The organism is Actinocrinis sp., assembly GCF_035605935.1.
Lineage (GTDB): Bacteria > Actinomycetota > Actinomycetes > Streptomycetales > Catenulisporaceae > Actinocrinis.
The window spans coordinates 1-19,949 of the sequence record NZ_DATNGK010000127.1; the positions used below are offsets into that span (position 1 = coordinate 1).

A 19,949-nucleotide genomic window follows, 5' to 3' on the forward strand; every position below is an offset into this window, starting at 1 on the left:
GGTGGACCAGCGCCCCTTCCGCGGCGACTGGTGCAACGTCAACGGCGCCGGCATCGGCGCGCGCCCGCAGGCCAACCCCTACGGCTCCGGTGACCACATCATCGCCGACGTGTGGATCAAGCCCCCGGGCGAATCCGACGGGGACTACCCCACCGCCACCCACACCCACGGCGACCCGCACTGCGACCCCAACGGCACCCAGACCGACGGCAACGGCGGCACCTACCCCACCGACGCCATCCCCGGCTACGACATCCCCGCCGGAAACTGGTTCCCGGCCCAATTCCAGCAGCTCGTGCAGGACGCGTACCCGGCGATCGGCGGCAGCACCGGCGGCGGCGACACCACTGCCCCGAGCACGCCGACCGGCGTCACCGTCTCGTCGACCACCAGCAGCAGCGTCGCGTTGACCTGGACAGCCTCGACCGACAACGTCGGGGTGACCGGTTACGACATCTACCGCGGTAGCACCTTGGCCGGCACGTCCACCACGACCAGCTTCACCGACACCGGCCTGGCCGCTTCGACTCAGTACTCGTACACGGTCAAAGCCTATGACGCGGCCGGAAACCTCTCCTCGGCCTCTGCGCCGGTGACCGGTACGACTCAGGGCTCGGTCGGCGGCGGAGGCACCAGTACGTGCGATCCGACCGGCACGATCGCGGCCGGCGACTACATGCTGCAGAACAACGAGTGGAACTCGACGGCGCAGCAGTGCATCACATACGCGGGCGGCACCGGGTGGAATGTGAGCACCGCGAACTTCAACCTCACCACCAGTGGGGCGCCCGCGACGTACCCGTCGATCTACAAGGGCTGCCACTGGGGCCTGTGCACGCCCAACAGCGGTCTGCCGATCCAGGTGAGCAATCTGGGCAGCGCCACAAGCTCGTGGTCCACAGTCCAGCCCGGATCAGGGGCCTACGACGTGGCGTACGACATCTGGTTCAACTCCACCCCGACCACCACCGGCCAGCCGGACGGCACGGAGATCATGATCTGGCTCAACAGCCGCGGCGGCGTGCAGCCGTTCGGCAGCCAGACCGGCACGGCAAATCTGGCCGGGTACAACTGGAACGTGTGGACCGGGAATCAGACCTCGTGGAAGATCATCTCGTACGTGCTGAACCCGGGCGGCACCTCGTTCAACAACCTCGACGTCAAGGCGCTGATCAATGACGCGGTCTCCCGCGGCTCGCTGAACGCGTCGAACTACCTGATCGACGCCGAGGCCGGCTTCGAGATCTGGCAGGGCGGGCAGGGGCTGGCCACCAGCAGCTTCTCCTTCGACGCCACCGCGGGCGGCAGCAACGGCGGCGACACCACTCCCCCGTCGACGCCTGCCAACGTCGTCTCGACCGGCGTCACCAGCTCCAGCGTTTCACTGTCCTGGTCGCCGTCCACGGACAACGTCGGCGTGGCCGGATACCGCGTCTACCGCGGCAACACCCTGGCTGGAACGACTACCTCCACGTCGTTCACCGACACGGGGCTGACTCCCTCGACGCAGTACTCGTACACGGTCGTCGCGTACGACGCGGCAGGCAACGTCTCGCCAGCCTCCTCGGCCATCTCGACGATGACCTCGGCGGGAAGCACCGGCGGTGGTTCTGGCTGCACGGCCGTCTACCAGGTCGGCAGCGACTGGGGCAACGGCTTCACGGCCAACGTCACGGTCACCAACACCGGAAGCTCGGCCACCAAGTCCTGGAAGGTCACCTGGACCTGGCCCGGCAACCAGCAGGTCAGCAACATGTGGAACGCCAACAACCAGCAAAGCGGCCAAAGCGAAAGCGCCACCAACATGAGCTACAACGGCGCGATCGCCCCAGGAGCCAACACCAGCTTCGGATTCCAGGGCACCTACAGCGGCAGCAACACCAGCCCGACGCTCACCTGCACCGCCAGCTGATCAACGGCACCACGAGTTAGGCGGAAAGAAGAGTCGGCCCGGCATGCGGCTACAGCGCATGCCGGGCCGACGTCGTCCTCAGCCGGTCATCCGCCGAGTTTCCATTGCTGGTTGCTGCCGCCGTTGCAGGTCCACAGTTCGACCGGCGCACCGTTCGCGGTCGAGGCCCCGGTCACATCGAGGCAGAGGCCTGATTGAGCTCCGGTGATGGTGCCGTTGGCGTTCAGGTTCCACTGCTGGTTGCTCTGGCCGTTGCAGGACCAGATGATCGCCTTGGTGCCGGGGCTGGTGCCCTGCCCGTTGGCGTCCAGGCAGAACGTGGACCCGCCTACGGTGAGGCTCAGCGCGCCGGAGGCAGTATGCGTCCAGGACTGTCCCGCCTGGCCGCTGCACGAGTTGATCTGCATTTGCGTGCCCTGCGTCGTGCTCGAGTTCGGGTCGTCCAGACACTTGCCCGCGCCCACGGCGTGCAATGGTGCGCCGGCGGCCGGAGTCGGGCTGGACGGTGGCGGCGAGCTGGGCGGAGGCGTGCCCGCGGTGCCGCCGTAACCGGCGGCGACGATATTGGCCTGCACCGCGTTGTCGGTGGCGTCGGAAGGATAGCCGGCCACGACCGCGCCCTCGTAGAAGGTCCCCAGGCTCAGGTTGCCGCCGCCGCTAGCGCAGCAGTCGCCGCCGCTGCCCAGAATCACCGCGCCCTGCTGGTGCATCGGGTTGTAACCGGGGGGCAGCGACCCGTTCCACAACGTGGTCAATCCACCTGACTGCGCGTCACCACCCTTGAGCGCCATCTGCGTGGTGCCGTTGTTCTTCAGCATCGCCGTGACATACCGGTTCGGGAAGGCGCGCTGCCCCTGATTCCAGGACTGGCTGCCGCCGGAGAACAGGCCGTATTCGAGGTCTGCCTGCACCCACGGCCCGGATCCACTGCAGCCGCCGAACCAGCAACTGGTGCTGAAGTTGATCGCGTCCATCGCCCCCGCGCCGTCCGCGTGCCGGTCGGTCTCGCTGTTTCCGTAGTCGAAGCAGCAGCCACCGTTCACGTGGGTACCCGAGGTCACCATGTACGCACCCTGCGGCGCGCTGCCCAACGGCATCCCGGAGGAGGAGCCGTTGTGCCAGTAGCTGTTGCCCGGGTTGATATACAGCGAGTAGACCTTGTCGCCGGACACGATGAGCGACTCACTGGTCGCATTCGAAGGCTTATCCGTACCACCAGAACCGCCAGGCCCCTGATACGCCAGGTCATTGCCGTGCCCGGACTGGTCGTAGACGATCGTGATCACGCATGAGGTGTTGGCACAGAAGGAATCCTGCGCCGCGGAGTTAGCCACCGAGCCCGCGGCGACCACGCCGATATTCGCCGTGGCGTTGTCAGACGAACGCCGCACCTGATACAGCGAACCGCTGTACGCGGCGTACAGTGCCCGCACCGTGCTGTGCGCCGCGACGCACGGTGTGCCCCCGGCGGCGTAGATATCACAGGGCTCTGATACAGCGGCCTGCGCCGTGGTCGTGCTGAGTGCGCCGCCGATCAGTGCGCTGAACACCACCGCGGCGGCGGTTACCGCGGAAGCCAAAACCGCGCGGCGGCCACGGCGCATCCGCGGCGCGTGGCCCTTCGTCGCCAAGCGCCCAAGCCACGCCCGACCTGGCACCTCCCGCGGCGATCGGTCAGCGGTGCCAGGCCCGTGGGCCGGTCGATCCGTACCTGTCTGGTCCATCCCTTCTCACTTCTCCTCATCGAGTTGTCGAGAACGGCATTTGCGGTGCAGCCCCTTCGGCCGACCCGTCCCGCCGCGCAGGCGCGACGTGACGGGTCGGGAGCGAGATTCCGATCGGTGAGACAGTGGCTGATCAGGAGAAGTTCCAGGCCTGATTCGCGCCGCCGTTGCCGGGCCACTGGTCGATCGCGGCGCCCGCGGAGCCGGACGCGCCGAACACGTCGGCGTACAGACCGCTCAGCACATTGACCAAGCTGTAGCCCGCGCCGACCGGATTCACCGACCACTGCTGGCTCGTCGAGCCGTTGCAGGTCCCCTGGTCCAACTGGACGCCCTGGGTTGTCGACTGGTTCGGCGTTTCAAGGCACTTGCCGCTGTTCACGTTGACCAGGGTGAAGATGTTTCCGGAGACGCTGTGAACGGTCCACTGCTGGTTGGTGCCGCTGTGGTTGCTCCACTGCACGACCTTGGCGCCGCTCGCCGTCGATGCACCGCTGACGTCCATGACCAGCCCGCTGCTCGCGCTGGTTAGGTAGTGCGTGCTGCCGTCCACTGGTCCGGAGCCGGCGGCCGCCGTCCACGTCCCGGCCGTCAGGTCGAGCGTCCAGGAGTTGTACCAGCTGATCGACGCCGTGGTGCCGGAAATCGTCAGCGGCAGCCAGATCAGCGGTGAGGTGCCGAGGTTGTTGGTCGTCCAGCGATCACCCGCGTAAATGTACGTCGTCGCCGTCGACCCCTGCACGGTGATGATGTTCGCGGTCTGGCTGTTGTACGTGTTCGTTCCGGGTTGCGCGACGTCGCTGAAACCGGTCCAGGGCCCGGAGAGCGAGGTCGCGCTGGCGTATACGTTGTCGTTGGTGCCCCAGCCGGTCAGGTGCGAGGCCAGCAGGTAGTACCGGCCGCCGGCCTTCACGATGGCGGGGGCTTCGAGATCCTGGAACTGCGCGACGGCGCTGCTCACCGAGAGGTAGTCCGCGGAGAGCCGATCGATCCGCAGGCCGGCGTTCGGGTCCTCGCTCATCAGATACGCCGAGCCGTCAGTGTCCTGAAACAGGCCGATGTCGCGGCTTTGGTTGCCCAGCGGGGAGAATCCGCCGCGGTAGGTGTAGGGGCCGCACGGAGTAGTACTGACGGCTACACCGACTCGCCGGTCGGTGTAACTGGAGTTGTCAACGTGCAGATACATTACGTACATGCCGGTCGAGGCGTTGTAGATGACTTTCGGGCGCTCGACGATGCGATTGGGGCCGAGGTCACCACTGCCCTGCCGAGCCAACGCCACGCTCTGATACGTCCAGGAGTGCAGGTCGGTGGAGCTGTAACACGGTATGTCCTGGAACGAGGTGTTGGCGGATGACTCCCCGGTCTTGTCCTCGCCGAAGGCGTACCACGTGGCGCCGACCTTGACGATGCCCAGCCCGTGCATCTGCAACGGCTTGCCGTTCTGATCCGTCCACGCGGCCCCGGGAGTGAATGTCACCGTGGCAGCCGCGGCGGGTACCGCCGGGACCAACGCGGTCACCAGCCCAACTCCCGCGGCGATCAGGATCGCGGCCCTTCGCCGCACTCTTTTCGCGACGGCTTCGCGGTTCCATACGGACATGGAACTGTCCTCTCCCCGGCGACATCACCGGTACAGCCGGGACGCAGCAGTCCCGGCCTGTCGATTGGGCAACGGGTAAGCCCGCGCGTTGTCGCTGTCCCGCGGCCGACGAGCGCGACGCCGGCCGCGACCTGGCCCACAGCGAAGTCAAGCGGTGGGTGAATACTTTTTGCCGGGCATTGATAGATCGCCGCCAAGCCGGCGGGCGTGGCGGCTTGCGCGCTTATCAAACACGGTCCAGATTCATCGAACCGATTCACATCGTGAGCTCGACGGGATATTACGACCGGAGTCGCAAGCGGTCAATCGCTGTTGTCTGTCGTCGCGCGGAACGCGCCAGAGCTCGTAATTGAGCGCGCCTGACCTCGCCCTTGGCAGCGGCAGTCAAGGAGCACCCGTCGGCGATACGCCGGGCGCAGGCGTACGTCACATGACACTGACAGATCGAACCGGTTCGTCAAGCTACGGCCGCGAACCGGTCCACATCTCGTCCTCGAGAGGCGCGTAGCAGCCGACGCGGAGCCTGCGTGCTCGAGCGGAAAGTTTCAGCGCTCGATGTAACGGTGCTTCACGGTGCTTCGAAGGCCGCAGAATTGATCGCACGGCGGCAGGGAACCCAGCCGACCGCGGCTGGGTTCCCTGCGCTAGGGGTGTCGGTTGCGCGCAGTGGGCTAGTGCTGCAGCGTCAGGACACCCGGGCGCGGGGGCACCCCCGCGGTTGCGCGTCCGGCACCGGCATTACCAAGAGAGATGGTTGTTATTGCTAAGCCGCGCCAGCGTGGACTTTGACAGGAACCTTGTCAATCGATCCGCCTTGGCGCCCCGGAGCCCGGAGGCCGAGCCGAGCGAGTGCGCACATCAAGGCAATGGTTCCCGGACCAACAAGACGCAGCTGGCACTGAAAGTTACGAATTACTGCGCGGGCATAGCACGTCGCCTCGATGCGCCTACGCGGGCGTCACCCGGTCTGTGTCGCTGTCGTTCGAGCGCGCGCACTGAGTGCACGGATGGCGGCCGCGACCTCGTCAGGGTTGGAAATCATGGTTAAGTGCTTCGCATCTCGGATGATCGTCGGTGGTGGGGCGCCGATGCGCTCCGCGGTCTGTGTCGGCGTTTGAGGGCTGAAGACGTCGTCATTGCCGCCGAAGACGACGGACTTGGGCAGGTTCACGGCGCGCAGGTCCGCGAGCCGAGAGGCGGGTATACCGGGTACGCCCGCGCCGAGCATGCTCCACAACGCGTCCTCGGAGCCTGATACCTGGAAGGGTCGTCGCCATACGTCGACGCCCGCGTGATCGAGGGCAGGGCATCCGGGTCCGCATTGGGAGTTGTAGAAGCTTCGGATCAGCGAGTCGAAGCTGAGCCCGATACGCAGGATGCTTGTTCGGTACGGGTCTATCAGGATGTAGCGAAAGGCGGTCGGTGGTCCCGCGCCGGTGTCCAGCGCGTCGCCATCCAGCAGCATCAGACCCGCGATACGTCCCGGCGCGCGCAACGTGGCCTGCGAGACCACGGCCGCACCGCTTGAATGTCCCACCAACACGGGACGATTGCCCGCGCCGCCCAAGTGCATCGCTTCGAGGAAGCCGAGCAGCTGGTCGGTTTGATGGTCGACGGTGTAGGGACCTTTGCGTTGGCTGTAGCCGTAGCCGGTGAGGTCGAAGGCGTACACGCGGTGGTCGCGGGCCAGCAGCGGTGCCAGCCGCGACCAGGTATCGACGGATTCGAAGGCGCCATGGACCAGCACGATCGGCGTGCCGGTGCTGCCCCATTCCTGGTATCGGGTGCGGATGCCGCCCGCCTCCACATAGGTCAGACCCGGCGGGGGCAAGGCGCGCTTGTCCGTGAACGCGTTGAAGACGAACGACGCCGCTGTCGTCAGGACGAATAACGCGACAGATCCCATCGCGATGCGCCGTCCCCATCGTTTCAGCCGAGGTCGCCAACGGGACTCAGCGCCCTGCTGGATCGACGCGTTGCTGGGCGGAGTGATGGATTGGCTGCTCATGACGCGGCTGACGCGTCCCGTCGGCGCAGGGTGACCCAGGCCCCCAGCAGGGCCAGCGCCACCCAGGCCATGGTGATCAGGGCCCCGGTCCACGGCCCGAACGCGTCCTTCGACTGGTGATGGATCTGCAAGAACTTCTGCCCGGCCTGGTCCGGCAGGAACTGGGTCGCCTTCGTCACGCCCGGGATCGCCTGCAGGATGCCGGAGATCAGGAAGAAGAACGGCATGAGGATGCCCAGCGCCAGGGTCTGCCGGCGCAGGATCGTGGTCACGCCGAGCGAGAACAGCGCGATCAGCGTCAGGTAGAACGCCCCGCCGAGCACCGCCCGCAGGACATTGGGGTCGCCGATGCCGACGCCGTGCTTGCCGAGCATCGCCTGCCCGACGAAGAACGTCGAGAACGCGGTCACCAGCCCGGCGGCCAAGGTGACCGCGGTCAGGACCAGTGACTTTGCCGCCAGCAGCAGTCCGCGTTCGGGTACTGCGGCCAGCGTGGCCCGGATCATGCCGCTAGCGTATTCGCCGCCGATCATCGTCACCCCGAGCATGACCATCGCGAGCTGGCCGAGGACCAGGCCGCCGAAGCTGCTGCGCACCGGCTCGAAGGGGGCGTCGCCCGGCAAGCTGTTGAAGTTCCGGTTGATGAAGAAGGTCAGCAGCGCGCCGCCGCCGACGACGGCGACGAAGCCGGCGATCAGCATCGCGCGCGGGCCACGAAGGGTGCGCAGCTTGGTCCACTCCGCGCTGATCACCGGTGCGCACCGGCTGAGCAGGCCCGGGCGAACCGGCGGGGCAATGGTTGCGGTGGTCATCTTCTATCCCTGCTTTCGCTGCTCGTGCGCTGCTACTGCCGGCGCTTTCACGGCCGCCCCGGTAGCCGGACCCGCGTGGTACTCCACGGCGTCCGCGGTCATCTCCATGAACGCCTCCTCGAGCGAGGCGCGCTGGAGGCTGAGTTCGGTCAGAACCAGACCGTGCCGGGAGGCGAGCTTGGCGATGCGGCCCGGTTCGACACCCACAGCCTCGAACGCACCGTCCGCGCCGCGCCGGTAGGCGACCGCTTCGCCGTCCAGCGCGTCCATCAGCGCCTCAGGCTGCTCGGTCACCATGCGCACGTGGCTTCGCGAGTTGCGGTCGATGAACTCACCCATCGGCAGGTCGGCGAGCAGCCGCCCGTGCCCGATGACGATCAGGTGGTCGGCCGTCAGGGCCATTTCGCTCATCAGATGGCTGGAGACGAAGACGGTACGGCCCTCGGCGGCCAGCGACTTCATCAGGGTGCGGATCCACACGATGCCCTCCGGGTCGAGCCCGTTGACCGGCTCGTCGAACAGGAGCACTTCCGGATCGCCCAGCAGGGCCGCGGCGATCCCGAGGCGCTGCCCCATGCCGAGGGAGAACCCGCCGATCCGCTTGCGCGCCACGTCCTGAAGGCCGACGGCATCCAGGACTTCCCCCACCCGGCGGTCGGGGATCCGGTTGCTGCGGGCCAGCCAGAGCAGGTGGTTGTAGGCGCTGCGGCCCGATTGTGCGGCCTTTGCCTCGAGCAGTGCGCCGACGTGGGTGAGCGGCGCGACGAGCTGGTCATAGCGGATCGCGTTAACCAGCACCCGGCCGCTGGTCGGCCGGTCCAGCCCGAGGATCATCCGCATCGTGGTGGACTTTCCCGCGCCGTTAGGGCCGAGGAATCCGGTAACGAGGCCGGTGGGGATCGTGAAGGTCAGGTCGTCGACGGCGAGTCTGTCACCGTAGCGCTTGGTGAGCTGCTGCAACTCGATCATCGGTCCGCCCTCCCCTCGCAGGGGTGGTGGGACGGTGTCAGGTTCGTGTTCATGTGCTCCAGCGTGCGATCGAGCAGGTCTCGCGTCGTCCGACGCGGAGCGACACTTCCGGCTACGACGGCGGGCGTACCAACCCGGACTGGTAGGCGAACACGACCAGTTGCGCTCGGTCGCGGGCTTGCAGCTTGACCATGGCCCGGCTCACGTGGGTGCGGGCCGTGGCGGGGCTGAGGAACAGTTCGGCGGCGATTTCGTCGTTCGTCAGCCCCTGCGCGGCCAGGGCGACCACCTCGCGCTCGCGCTCGGTCAGCACGGCCATTGAGGCTGGAGCGAGGCCCGGTCGGGCGGGGCGGGCCACGAACTCCGCGATCAACCGGCGGGTCACGCTCGGTGAGAGCAGCGCCTCGCCGCGCGCCACCTCGCGCACGGCCCGCACCAGGTCGCCCGGGTGCGTGTGCTTGACCAGGAAGCCGCCGGCGCCGGCGCGCAGCGCCTCGAAGACGTACTCGTCCAGCTCGAAGGTCGTCAGGATCAGGATCCTGACGTCGGCGAGGGCGTCGTTGCCGGCGATCCGGCGCGTCGCCTCCAGACCATCGACGCCCGGCATCCGGATGTCCATCAGCACCACGTCCGGCTTGAGCGCGGTGACCAGCTCGAGCGCGGCGGCGCCGTCATCGGCCTGGCCGACGACCTCGATGTCGTCTTCGGCATCGAGGATCATCGCGAATCCGGCGCGCACCAGCGGCTGGTCATCGGCGAGCAGGACTCGGATCACGGGCGACCATCCCACTCGGCGCGGACGGTGAATCCGCCCTGCGCACCCGGCCCGGCATGGAGTCGGCCGCCGGTCGATTCCGCGCGCTCCCGCATGCCGCGGATGCCTGTCCCTGTGCCGCTACCCGCGCCGACCGAGCTGCGCGGCCCGAATCCGTCGTCATAGACCTCGATGATCAGCCCTCGATCATCGCCGGCTCGCACCGTCACCCCGGCAGACTGAGCGCCGGCATGGCGGATGACATTCGTCAACGACTCCTGAACGATCCGGTACGCCGCGATCCCCACCGGCCGCGGTACGAGGTCTGTGGGACCGTCGAGTACCAGCGAGACCGGGACGCCGGCGTCTCGGGCGGTGGTGACGAGTTGGGAGATCTCGCCGATCCCCGGCGTCGGTGCCCGCTCGGCCGTCTCACCGTCGTCGCGCAGCAGGGTCAGCATCGCGGCCAACTCGTCGAGTACCTCGCCGCTGGCTCGGCGGATCGCGGCGAACGCGTCCTTGGCCACCTCCGGACGGCGCTCCACCACGTGGGCCGCCGCGCCGGCCTGCACGTTAATCGTCGCCATCGCGTGCGCAACGCTGTCGTGCAGGTCTCGGGCGATCCGCAGCCGATCCTCGGCCACCTGCCGACGGGCTTCCTGCTCGCGGGTGAGTTCGAGATAGCGGGCTCGTTCCTCCAGCTCACGCAGATAGCTGCGGCGGCTGCGCAGCGCGTCACCGAGGAACACCGCGGCAGCGGACCAGCCCAGGTAGAAAACCGGCAACAGCGTCATCCCGCCGCCGGCCACCGCCCCGGCGACGCCGAGCACGACACCCAGCACGACCGCCCCGGTCAGGCCGGTCCGGCGGTCGACCCGGGAACTCAGCGCGAACAGCGCGAACAGCCCGAAGGCCAGCAGCGGTCCGTTCGGGTAGTGCCGTCCCACATAGCAGCCGAGCGCGACGGTCACCACGCCGTACGCGACCCGCGGGCTGCGGCGCCAGAAAGCCAACGCGGCGCCGCCGACGACCGTCAGCGCATACGCGAACGCGTCGATGCGCCGATCGTGCGCCGCTACCGGGACATGGCCGCTGATCACAACGGCCACCACAGTTGCCGCGACCGCAACGCCCGCGTCGAGCGCCCGCTGCCTGGAAGCGGTCGCATGCCGCTTGGGGGCAGCCACCTCGTGGATCACCCGTAAATGCTACGTCGCGCACGCTTCAGCGCGTCCGTCCGGCGACGTATCCAATACATACGCAGCCGACCGTAGAGCAGCGCGCAAGGGTTGTGGAGAAACCAGCGGCGACATCGTGGCCCAGAACACGAACTCGCACTCGGCTTCGACTTCATCAGCGTCGCCTCGCGCTCGTCGCAGAGGTTTTGATGATTTGTATCGCGAGCACGACATACCTTGCGCATAAGGACACGAACCTGAATGTCGCGCACCTCGATCACTGACAACACCGCCGTGAGACCTCACCCGTCTGGAGAGCCTGTGAAGTTCGCGCGCAATCGGTTCTGGCTCGCAACACTAGCCGCCCTCACGGTGGGTACGACCGGCGTCGTGACCACCGCCACCGCCCGCGCAGCCACCGCATCCCTCTCAGTTGCGCCGAGCGGTCCAGGCAGCGACCACTGGGTAGCGACCTGGACGTCGATGCCGCAATTGACCGAGGCATCCAACATGCCACCCGCCCCATACACCCAGGGCAACCACGTCATGGCGAACACCACGCTGCGCCAGACCATTCACGTCTCGATCGGCGGTTCCCGGTTCCGACTGCACCTCAACAACATCTTCGGCGGCGCGGCGCTCCCGATCACCGCCGCATCCATAGCCATACCGGCCGGCGGGGCCGCGGGCGTGAGCGCAATCCAGGCGGCAAGCGCCAAAATAGTGACCTTCGGCGGCCAAAAGGCGGTGACCGTCCCCGCTGGCAAGGAATCGATATCCGACCCGCTGTACCTCAACGTCGCGAGCGGATCCAACCTCACCGTGACGCTCTACCTCGCCGCTGGGCAGGCATCGAACCACATCACCTCACACCCTGGCTCCCGCACCACCTCCTACCTGGCACAGGGCAACCACCTCACCGACACCACCCTGGCTAACGCGACCCCGGTCGAGCACTGGTACTTCCTCAGCGGCCTGGACGTGTGGGCACCAGCGCACGCGGGCGCGGTGGTGATGCTCGGCGACTCCCTGACCGATGGCCGCGGCTCCACCACCAACGGCAACGACCGCTGGCCTGACGACCTGTTCGCCCGGCTCCAGAAGCACAGCGCCACCGCCGACGTCGCCGTCGCGAACCAGGCCGCGGGAGGCAACGCGGTGCTGAGCGGCGGGCTCGGCCCCACCGCGCTCTCCCGCTTCGACCGCGACGTGCTCGGCCAGAGCGGCGTCAAATGGCTGATCGTCTTCGAGGGCGTCAACGACCTGGGCGTCAACGGCTCCCCCACGACCGTCAACGCCCTGATCGCGGCTTACCAGCAATTCATCACCAAAGCGCACGCGGCCGGCATCAAGGTGATCGGTGCGACGATCACGCCGTTCGGCGGCAACAGTTACGACGACCCGGCCGGAACCCACGAAGCCGCCCGCCAGACGGTCAACTCCTGGATCCGCACGAGCCATCAGTTCGACGCCGTCGCCGACTTCGACCAGGCCGTCCGAGACCCCGCCAATCCCCGCCGCCTCCAGCCGATCTACGACAGCGGCGACCATCTCCACCTCAACCCCGCCGGATACCACTCCCTCGCCAATGCCCTGCCGTACACCCTGTTCACTCAGTGAGGTGATTCATTGACGAGCACGAAATCATCTCCTGCCCACCGGGCTGTGCTGCATCCTCGGCGATTCCGGCCGGGGATGCAGGTACAACGCACTCGCGGTTACGGGCTGGTGCAGGTGAGTCTTGGGTTAGACGGGGATCCGGCAGCGGTGAATCCGAACGTTGTCGATGCCCCGGCGGCTAGCGCGCCGTTGTAGGAGGCGTTGGTCACCGTGACGGACGAACCGCTGGTGCTCAAGGTGCCGTTCCACAGTTGGGTGATGGACTGTCCGCTGGCTAAGGTCCACCGCACCGTCCAACCGTTGATCGGCGTGTTGCCCGCAGTCACCGTCACCAGCGCCTGGAAACCACCCGACCACGAGTTCTGGCTCTGATACACCGCGCCGCACGCGCCTGTCGGCGGAGGCGAGGTGGGCGACGCCGAGGGACTGCTGGATGGGCTGCTAGACGGACTGCTCGACGGGCTCGGCGAGGTGGAGGGGCTGCTGGACGGGCTGGGGGACGGCGAGCCTGATCCTGTTCCGGTTTCGAAGGCGCCGAGGTCGGGAGCCGAGCCGTTGTAGGGCAGACCGACGTTCACGCCCCGATCGATCAGGGTGCTGTTCGAGGCCAGGTGCAGGTTGGGCAGGTTGGGCAGGGACCCGTCGGCTTGCCGCGGGGCGTCCCATCCGGTGGTGGACACGCTCTGGAACTGCGCGTTGGACATGCTCACGTTCAGGTTCCAGGAGTTGTCCGCGGCGCTGGTGCCGGACATGTTCGCCGTCAGGGTGCCGCCGTAGGCGATGTTGTTGCGCAGGGTGCCGATGCCGATCGCCGCACCGGAGGAGGAGATGCCCAGCATGTTGTAGTCCACGTGGTTGGCGTAGCTGGTGTTGTTGAAGAAGTCGTCGGCCACCGTGTGGTGGTTGGCGTAGAACCCGGCCGCCGAATTGTCGAACGCCACGTCGCGCTCGATGGTGTGCTTCACCCCGCCGGAGACGTACTTTCCGCCATAGCCGCCGGCCTTGAACCCGTTGCCGTTACCGGAGGGCGCCGGGGTGGTGGACTCCGGCAGGTAGCCGTTGCGCCAGGACCACGAATCCTCGATGGTGACCGAGGAGAACGCGTTGATCAGGTCGTATCCGTCATCGGAGTTCCACCACGCGCGGTCCCCGCGAAACACATTGCCCGGGTGGTTGGCGGAGATGTGGGCACCGAACCCGTCGGCGTTCTGCCCCGCCCCGTCCGAGCTGTGCGGGTCGTAGTTGTCGTGCGAATCGCAGTTGAGCACCAGGTTGCCGCCACCGTCCTGGATGAACAGCCCCGGCCCCATGTTGTTGTGCAGGTTCAGCTGCTCGAAGACGTTGTCGCTGCCGGTGATCCAGATCGCCCAGGACTCGTGGTTCAGCGAGTTGTTCTGCGGCACTCCCTCCGCCTCCAGGCCCTTAAGGTGCACGTAGCTGGCGGTCACATCGAAGCCCTTGATCCGGCAGTCGTCGCTCACCTTCGAGAAGTCGAAGACCGGCCGCTCCCCGGGATACGCCACATAGCTGATCAGCGCGCCCGCGCTGCCGCTCTTGTTCACGCTGATCGCGTTCACGCTCGCCGTCTGGCTGGCACACGAACTATCCGCATGCGTGTAGGTGTAGGTGCCGCCGCGGAAGTACACCGTGTCCCCGGCCCGCGCCACGCTCTGCGCGTGCGCGAACGACGCCCACGGAGCCGACAGCGTCCCCGCCGCGCTATCGCTACCGCCCGGCGCCACGTAGTAGGCCGCGCCCGCAGCGCTGCTCACCCCCGCGGCCACCGCGACCAGCAAGCCCGAACCCGCCACGACCACGCAAGCCACCAGCGCAGCCGCGGCACCTCTCATCTGTCTCATACTCACTCCGAATCACGTGGGTAGCTGGTGCCGTGGTGGTCACGGAATTTCCGTGGCGATCCGCGCCCGCCTGTCATCGCGGGCGGGCACGGATACCAGTAGCCAGTCGGTCAGTTGCAGCTTCCGGAACAGGGGACGAACGGAGCCGTTGTGCCCGTGATGGTGGCGGTGCCGAGGGTGAGTCCGCCGGCGCTGGCGGTCAGGGTGATGGTGCCGGGACCGGTGGCGCGCACCAGGGCGTAGGCGATGCCCTGATATGCCTTGCGCACGCTGCCGCGGAAGCTCTCGTCGGTCTGGCTGCCGCTGTCGACCGCCACGATGACGCCGGGGCCGCTGATGCTGAAGGTGATGGCGGCGGAGGAGCCGGTCACCACCCGGCCGGAACTGTCCGCGATGGTCGCTTTGACGTAGTCGATGTCGTTGACGTCCGTGGACACCGTGCCATGGTCCGGGCTTAGCACGACCTTGCTGGCGGTGCTGCCGCTCGGCGGCGGACCGGTGCGCGGCGCGCCCCAGGTGCTCTGCCAGGAGTACCCGATGGACCGTACCGTCCCGACCGCGTCCATCAGGCCCGCGCTGCTGCCCACGGTCGGCCACAGCCCGTCGGCCTCGCCGAGGTAGTCGGCGCCCGTCCACAGGAACTCCCCGATCAGGCCGGGGTTACTGGTCACCGTGTTCCAGTCAGAGGTGCTGGTGCCCATCTCGGTGAGCAGTCCGGGCCGCTGCGGGGACATGCCCATCGCTTGCAGCACGTCGTTGGGCCGGTAGTTGCCGCCGAACACGTCCAGCGTTGTACGCGTCGCGCCGGTCACGTCGCCGCTGTCGGACGGCCGGAAGAGCGCCTGCGTGACCGGACGGCCCGGGTCCAGCGTGTGAGAGATCGACACCATCCTGGTCAGCAAGGGTTCGCGGGTGGAGAGCGAGTCGCGGATCTCGTTGCCGGCGCTCCACATCACGACGCTGGGATGGTCCCGGTCGCGCAGCACGATGCTCGTCGCGTCGACCTGATACCAGGGCACTGATCCGCTGGCGCCAGGCACGGCCGGGGTGCCGGTGGGGCTGGACGCGGTCTTGTTGAAGTAGGTGGCGTAGTCGCCGACGTCGCTGTACTTGTGCTGGGTCCAGGTGTCGAAGAACTCGTCCAGGACCAGGAAACCCATCTTGTCGGTCAATTCCAGGAACGCCGGGCTCGGCGGCTCGTGCGCGGTGCGGATCGCGTTAACGCCCAGGGCCTTGAGCTGCGCCAGGCGCCGCTGCATCGCCTCCTGCGGGGCCGCCATCCCGAGAGCGTGGTAATCCTGGTGGATCGCGACGCCCTTGAGTTTGACGCTGTGTCCGTTCAGGCTCATCCCGCTCGAGGCGCTGAAGGTCAGGCTCCTGATGCCGACCGGCGTGACGTCGTTATCGACGGTGGCACCGGACACGAGGATGTTGGTTGCCAGGGAGTACATGTTCGGGCTGGTGGTGTCCCACAGCCGCGGGTTGCTGACCGCGACGTCGTAGCTGAAATTCGCCGACGCCCCGGCCGCGATAATCTTCGACGCCGTGGTGACCGCGGGCAGCGCGATGCCGCTCGGGTCGCTCAGCACGCCCTGCACGCTCACACTCGCGGACGCGCTGCCGCTGTTGACCACCGTGGTCTGCGCGTGCACCGTGGCGGCCGACGTGCTCACGCTCGGCGTGGTGACGTAGGTGGCCCACTGGTCAACGTGCACCGGATCGGCGGCGATCAGGCGCACATCGCGGTAGATCCCGGCGCCGGTGTAGTACCGCGAGGCCGGTTGCAGGCTCGTGTCGGTCTTGACCGCGATCACGTTGTCGGCGCCGCCGAACTTGACCGCCGAGGTGATGTCGTAGCGGAAACTGGTGAATCCGTCTGGGTGCGTGCCGATCAATGTGCCGTTGACGTACACGGACGCGTTCGCCATCACGCCGTCGAACTCGATGAACACCTTGCGCGAGGCGGGAACGTTGGCGAGCGAGAAGTGCTTGCGGTACCAGCCGATACCGGAGGGAAGGTAACCGCCGCGGCCGGTGCTGGCCGCCGACGAGGAGAACGGGTTCGAAGGCGGGTTCGGGCCCTCGATGCTCCAGTCGTGCGGCACGCTCAGGCTGCGCCACCCGCTGTCAGCGTACGAAGCGGAACTCGCGCCGCTCGCGTCACCGTAGTGAAACAGCCAACCGGGGTCGAAGTCGACGATCGTACGCGGCTGGCCGGAACCCGTTGCGGTGCTGCTCGGAGACGGGCTGGGGCTCGCGCTGCCGACGGGTGACGCACTCGACGACGGCGAGGGCGAAGGCGAGGTGCTTGTCGGCGATGAGCTTGGCACCGCGCCGTTACAGACGGTGCCGTTAAGCGTGAACGCGGTCGGATCGCCAGGATAGCTGGAGCCGGAGAAGGTGCCGTTGAATCCAATACTCGTGCTGCCATTCGTGCCAAGCGACCCGTTGTAGGAGACGTTCGCGGCACTCACGCTCTGCCCGGACTGACTGAAGGTGGCGCTCCAGCCCTGACCCACCGCTTCACCGCCCGGCAGCGCGAATCCCACGGTCCAGCTCGTGAGAGGTGAGCCCAGGTTCGTAATCGAAATGCTCGCCGTGAAACCGCCCGACCACGAGTTCGCGGTGTACGAGACCTGACACCCGCCCGCCGCGTGCGCGCTCGAGGCGAAGGTGACCGCGGCGAGCCCGGCGGTGGCCAGCACCGCGGCGGTCGCGGCGGCCATTCGCCTACGCGTGCGGGGCGCCGCGCCGGCACGGGGCGCGCCGCGACCGCTGGGTTCTGACATGGGGCACTTCTTTCTCTGTGGGTTGATGTACTTGGCGCTGGCGGCGCCGCTCCAGCCGAAGTCACGTCACGGAGCGCTAGGGCCCGATGGCTCCGACGACGACTGAAGCGCGATCGGACCTGTCAGCCGGTTTGGATGAGGCTGAAGTCGTCGGCGTAAATCCAGTTGCCGGCGTTCGCGTTGGCGGAGATGCCGATCTGGATGGATCCGTTGGTCACGGTGATGCCGGTGATGCTCACCTGGGTCCAACTGCCGATCGACTGGTTGATGGAGTGGTCCAGTTCGCTGGCGCCGAAGTTCTTGGCGTAAAGGTTCGCGCTGTGCTGTCCGCCGCTGCTCTTGATCCAGGCCGAGAGCGTGTAGGTGCCGTTAGGCAGCGTGATGTTCTGCGAGGCGCTCGCGGTGTAGGCGGAGGAGGAGGACAGCGCGATGGACCAGCGCCCGGTGTGCCCGCCGGAGTGGTTGGCCACGTTCGCCGACTCCGTCCAGCCGGCCATCGTGCTGGTCGAGACCCGGTCGGCCTCGACGCTGGGGTTGAGCACGTAGTTGTTGCCACTGCCCACCGACCAGGTGCCCGCGGCGGCGTCCACGTTCCATTGGCTCAGCGAGTGGAAGGTCGGCGTCGTGCCGTTGAAGGTGAGCGGGACCCATTGGTTGTAGCCGATGCCGTTGCCGGCGAAGTCGGCCCAGCGGTCGCCGCCGAACACGACGAAGGAGCCTGACGAACCATTAACCGCGAACGCCAGGCCGGTCTGGGTGACGTGGGAGAAGTCGGCGTCCGTGCCCGCGAGTACGAACTCGGCGGAGTAGCCGCTGCTCACCTTCGAGGAGGTGATGCAGTAAGTGTGCGAGGCGTTCCAGCCGTGCAGATCCGAGGAGCAGAAGTAGTAGGTCCCGGCGTGCTTGAACATGATGTTGCCCTCACGCCCGCCGGCGGAGCTGTTGTAGATGTTCACCGCCGGCTCCACCTGCAGGAAGTCGGAAGGACGCAGTTGTGCGACATACAGATGCGAGCGGCCGCTCTTGTTGCTGAACGCCAGGTACGCCTGCCCGTCGTCGTCGACGAACACCGACTGGTCGCCGGACATGCCGGTGCTCACGTTCGCGATGGTCGACTGCGTGGCCGCCCGGGTGAAGTGACCGTTGGGAGTGCTGCTGGTGCCGAACACCAGCCCGCTGCCCGCCTGGGCGATCAGCACGTACTTGCCGGTGTTCGGGTTGTGCGCGATCCCGATACGTCCGACCCAGCCGCCGCCGGTGTCCGCGGGGGTCATCGCGTTGCCCTCGAACTTCCAGTGCACCAGGTCGGTGGAGGAGTAGCACGTAATGGCGCTGATGGAGACGTCGCCGTTCTTGCCCGCGGCGGGGTTGTTGTAATAGGTGACCGCACCGTTGTACTTCGCGCCGTACCAGTAGTAGGTGGCCCCGACCTTGAGCACCCCGCCGCCCTGGGAGTAGATCGGGTTGCCGGAGGTGTCCTTCCAGAAGACATCGTTTTGCAGCGTGGCACCGCCGGACCCTGCCGGAGAGGTCGCGCTCGCACTCGCACTCGCACTCGGGCTCGAACTACCGGCGGGCCCCGAGGGCGTGGGGCTAGGCGTCGCAGAACCCGTGGAGACTGCGCCGGTACAGGTGGTGCCGTTAAGCGTGAACGCGGTCGGGTCGCCCGGATAGGCGGAGCCGGTGAAGGTGCCGTTGAACCCGATGCTCGTGCTGGCGTTCGTGCCAAGCGACCCGTTGTAGGAGATGTTCGTGGCACTCACGCTCTGCCCGGACTGACTGAAGGTGGCGCTCCAGCCCTGACCCACCGCTTCGCCGCCCGGCAGCGTGAATCCGAGGGTCCAACTGGTGAGCGGCGAGCCGAGATTCGTGATCGAGATGCTCGCGGTGAAACCGCCCGACCACGAGTTCGTCGTGTACGAGACCTGACACCCGCTCGCGGCGCTGGCCGATTGGACCAGGGTGAACGCGGCCAGGCCGGTAGTGACGAGTACAGCCGCGGTCGCCGCGGCCGCACGCCTCCGAGCGCGAACCATGGTGTGGGCGCGGCGCGCCAGGCGATCGGTGGGTACTGACATGCCATTGCCTCTTTCTCTGTGAACTGATCCGCGCGTCACTGCTTAAGCCATCGCTACGAGCCGCCGATGCCGCAGGTCACGAGGTGCATGCGGCACCGTTGAGGGTGAAGGCGATGGGTGAGGCATCGTTGGATGCCCAGGTGCCCTGGAAGCCGAATTGGACGTTGCCGCCCGGGGCGATCGCGGCGTTGTAGCTCACGTTCGTAGCGCTCACTGAGCGTCCAGACTGGGTGAGCGTGGCGTTCCAGGCGTTGGTGACCTTCTGGTCGCCCGGGAAGCTCCAGGTGAGGGTCCAACCGTTCACGCTGCTGGTGCCGGTATTGGTGACCGTCAGGTTCGCGGTGAATCCGCCGGCCCATTCGCTCTTGACGTACGAGACCTGACAGGTGCCGCCACCGGTGCTACCGCCACTGATCGTCCAGGTGAAGGACGCCGAGCCGGATGCGCCGGTGCTGTCGGTCGCGGTGACCATCGCGTTGAACGTCCCGGCCGCGCTCGGCGTCCCGGTGATCAGCCCCGAGGAGCTGATCGACAACCCCGCCGGAAGACCCGTCGCCGTATACGTCAACGTCTGACCGGCCGCCGAGTCGGTGGCTCGCACCTGGACGGCGCTGACCGGCGTGCCGACGGTGCCGCTCTGACT

General features: G+C 67.3%; 13 protein-coding genes and 1 pseudogene. 2 read left to right on the forward strand and 12 right to left on the reverse strand.

Annotated elements, in window-relative coordinates; translation table 11 throughout:
* The coding region (locus VN779_RS10845) for a GH12 family glycosyl hydrolase domain-containing protein (protein ID WP_325722340.1) at positions 1–1,912 on the forward strand (1,912 nt) is incomplete at its 5' end.
* 86 nt (positions 1,913–1,998) lie between these two features.
* Here VN779_RS10845 and VN779_RS10850 read toward each other — a convergent pair.
* The 7 genes from VN779_RS10850 to VN779_RS10880 all read right to left on the reverse strand — a co-directional run bounded on the left by VN779_RS10850 (position 1,999) and on the right by VN779_RS10880 (position 10,981).
* Complete coding sequence (locus VN779_RS10850) at positions 1,999–3,516, reverse strand: arabinofuranosidase catalytic domain-containing protein (RefSeq protein WP_349260736.1); 1,518 nt, start codon at positions 3,514–3,516, stop codon at positions 1,999–2,001.
* Positions 3,517–3,769: 253 nt separating this feature from the next.
* Positions 3,770–5,239 carry an RICIN domain-containing protein gene (locus VN779_RS10855; protein ID WP_325722342.1) on the reverse strand — a complete coding sequence of 490 codons (1,470 nt, stop codon included), beginning with the start codon at positions 5,237–5,239 and terminating at the stop codon, positions 3,770–3,772.
* Between the two features lie 958 nt (positions 5,240–6,197).
* Entirely contained in the window at positions 6,198–7,145 is a 948-nt protein-coding gene (locus VN779_RS10860) for an alpha/beta hydrolase (protein WP_325722343.1), read from the reverse strand.
* 98 nt (positions 7,146–7,243) lie between these two features.
* On the reverse strand, positions 7,244–8,059 hold the full coding sequence (locus VN779_RS10865; RefSeq protein WP_325722344.1) for an ABC transporter permease subunit: 816 nt from the start codon (positions 8,057–8,059) through the stop codon (positions 7,244–7,246).
* Positions 8,060–8,062: 3 nt separating this feature from the next.
* Positions 8,063–9,028 (reverse strand): ATP-binding cassette domain-containing protein, encoded by a 966-nt coding sequence (locus tag VN779_RS10870; RefSeq protein ID WP_325722345.1) that lies wholly within the window; start codon positions 9,026–9,028, stop codon positions 8,063–8,065.
* Between the two features lie 112 nt (positions 9,029–9,140).
* Complete coding sequence (locus tag VN779_RS10875) at positions 9,141–9,803, reverse strand: response regulator transcription factor (RefSeq protein WP_325722346.1); 663 nt, start codon at positions 9,801–9,803, stop codon at positions 9,141–9,143.
* Positions 9,800–10,981 (reverse strand): sensor histidine kinase, encoded by a 1,182-nt coding sequence (locus tag VN779_RS10880; protein ID WP_325722347.1) that lies wholly within the window; start codon positions 10,979–10,981, stop codon positions 9,800–9,802. The genes VN779_RS10875 and VN779_RS10880 overlap by 4 nt, the downstream gene beginning before the upstream one ends.
* Positions 10,982–11,350: 369 nt before the next feature.
* Here VN779_RS10880 and VN779_RS10885 point away from each other — a divergent pair, with 369 nt between their 5' ends.
* Complete coding sequence (locus tag VN779_RS10885) at positions 11,351–12,580, forward strand: SGNH/GDSL hydrolase family protein (protein ID WP_325722348.1); 1,230 nt, start codon at positions 11,351–11,353, stop codon at positions 12,578–12,580.
* Positions 12,581–12,678: 98 nt separating this feature from the next.
* Here the strand turns inward: VN779_RS10885 and VN779_RS26435 are convergent, their stop codons facing one another.
* The 5 genes and pseudogenes from VN779_RS26435 to VN779_RS10905 form a co-directional block, all read right to left on the reverse strand.
* On the reverse strand, positions 12,679–12,957 hold the full coding sequence (locus VN779_RS26435) for a cellulose binding domain-containing protein (RefSeq protein WP_349260737.1): 279 nt from the start codon (positions 12,955–12,957) through the stop codon (positions 12,679–12,681).
* A 144-nt stretch (positions 12,958–13,101) separates the two neighbouring features.
* A pseudogene (locus VN779_RS10890) lies at positions 13,102–14,430 on the reverse strand (right-handed parallel beta-helix repeat-containing protein); the annotation flags it as partial.
* 119 nt (positions 14,431–14,549) lie between these two features.
* Positions 14,550–17,165: a glycoside hydrolase family 2 TIM barrel-domain containing protein gene (locus VN779_RS10895; RefSeq protein ID WP_325722350.1), complete on the reverse strand. Its 2,616-nt coding sequence runs from the start codon at positions 17,163–17,165 to the stop codon at positions 14,550–14,552.
* A 185-nt stretch (positions 17,166–17,350) separates the two neighbouring features.
* Positions 17,351–19,306 carry a cellulose binding domain-containing protein gene (locus VN779_RS10900; RefSeq protein WP_325722351.1) on the reverse strand — a complete coding sequence of 652 codons (1,956 nt, stop codon included), beginning with the start codon at positions 19,304–19,306 and terminating at the stop codon, positions 17,351–17,353.
* A gap of 76 nt (positions 19,307–19,382) precedes the next feature.
* A partial coding sequence (locus VN779_RS10905; protein ID WP_325722352.1) for a cellulose binding domain-containing protein occupies positions 19,383–19,949 on the reverse strand: 567 nt, incomplete at its 5' end.

Excerpts from the sequence above, each read along its gene's own strand:
- VN779_RS10850 (WP_349260736.1), bottom strand. The coding sequence starts at position 3,516 with ATGCGCCGTGGCCGCCGCGCGGTTTTGGCTTCCGCGGTAACCGCCGCC.
- VN779_RS10855 (WP_325722342.1), bottom strand. The coding sequence starts at position 5,239 with ATGTCCGTATGGAACCGCGAAGCCGTCGCGAAAAGAGTGCGGCGAAGG.
- VN779_RS10860 (WP_325722343.1), bottom strand. The coding sequence starts at position 7,145 with ATGGGATCTGTCGCGTTATTCGTCCTGACGACAGCGGCGTCGTTCGTC.
- VN779_RS10865 (WP_325722344.1), bottom strand. The coding sequence starts at position 8,059 with ATGACCACCGCAACCATTGCCCCGCCGGTTCGCCCGGGCCTGCTCAGC.
- VN779_RS10870 (WP_325722345.1), bottom strand. The coding sequence starts at position 9,028 with ATGATCGAGTTGCAGCAGCTCACCAAGCGCTACGGTGACAGACTCGCC.
- VN779_RS10895 (WP_325722350.1), bottom strand. The coding sequence starts at position 17,165 with ATGGCCGCCGCGACCGCCGCGGTGCTGGCCACCGCCGGGCTCGCCGCG.
- VN779_RS10900 (WP_325722351.1), bottom strand. The coding sequence starts at position 19,306 with ATGTCAGTACCCACCGATCGCCTGGCGCGCCGCGCCCACACCATGGTT.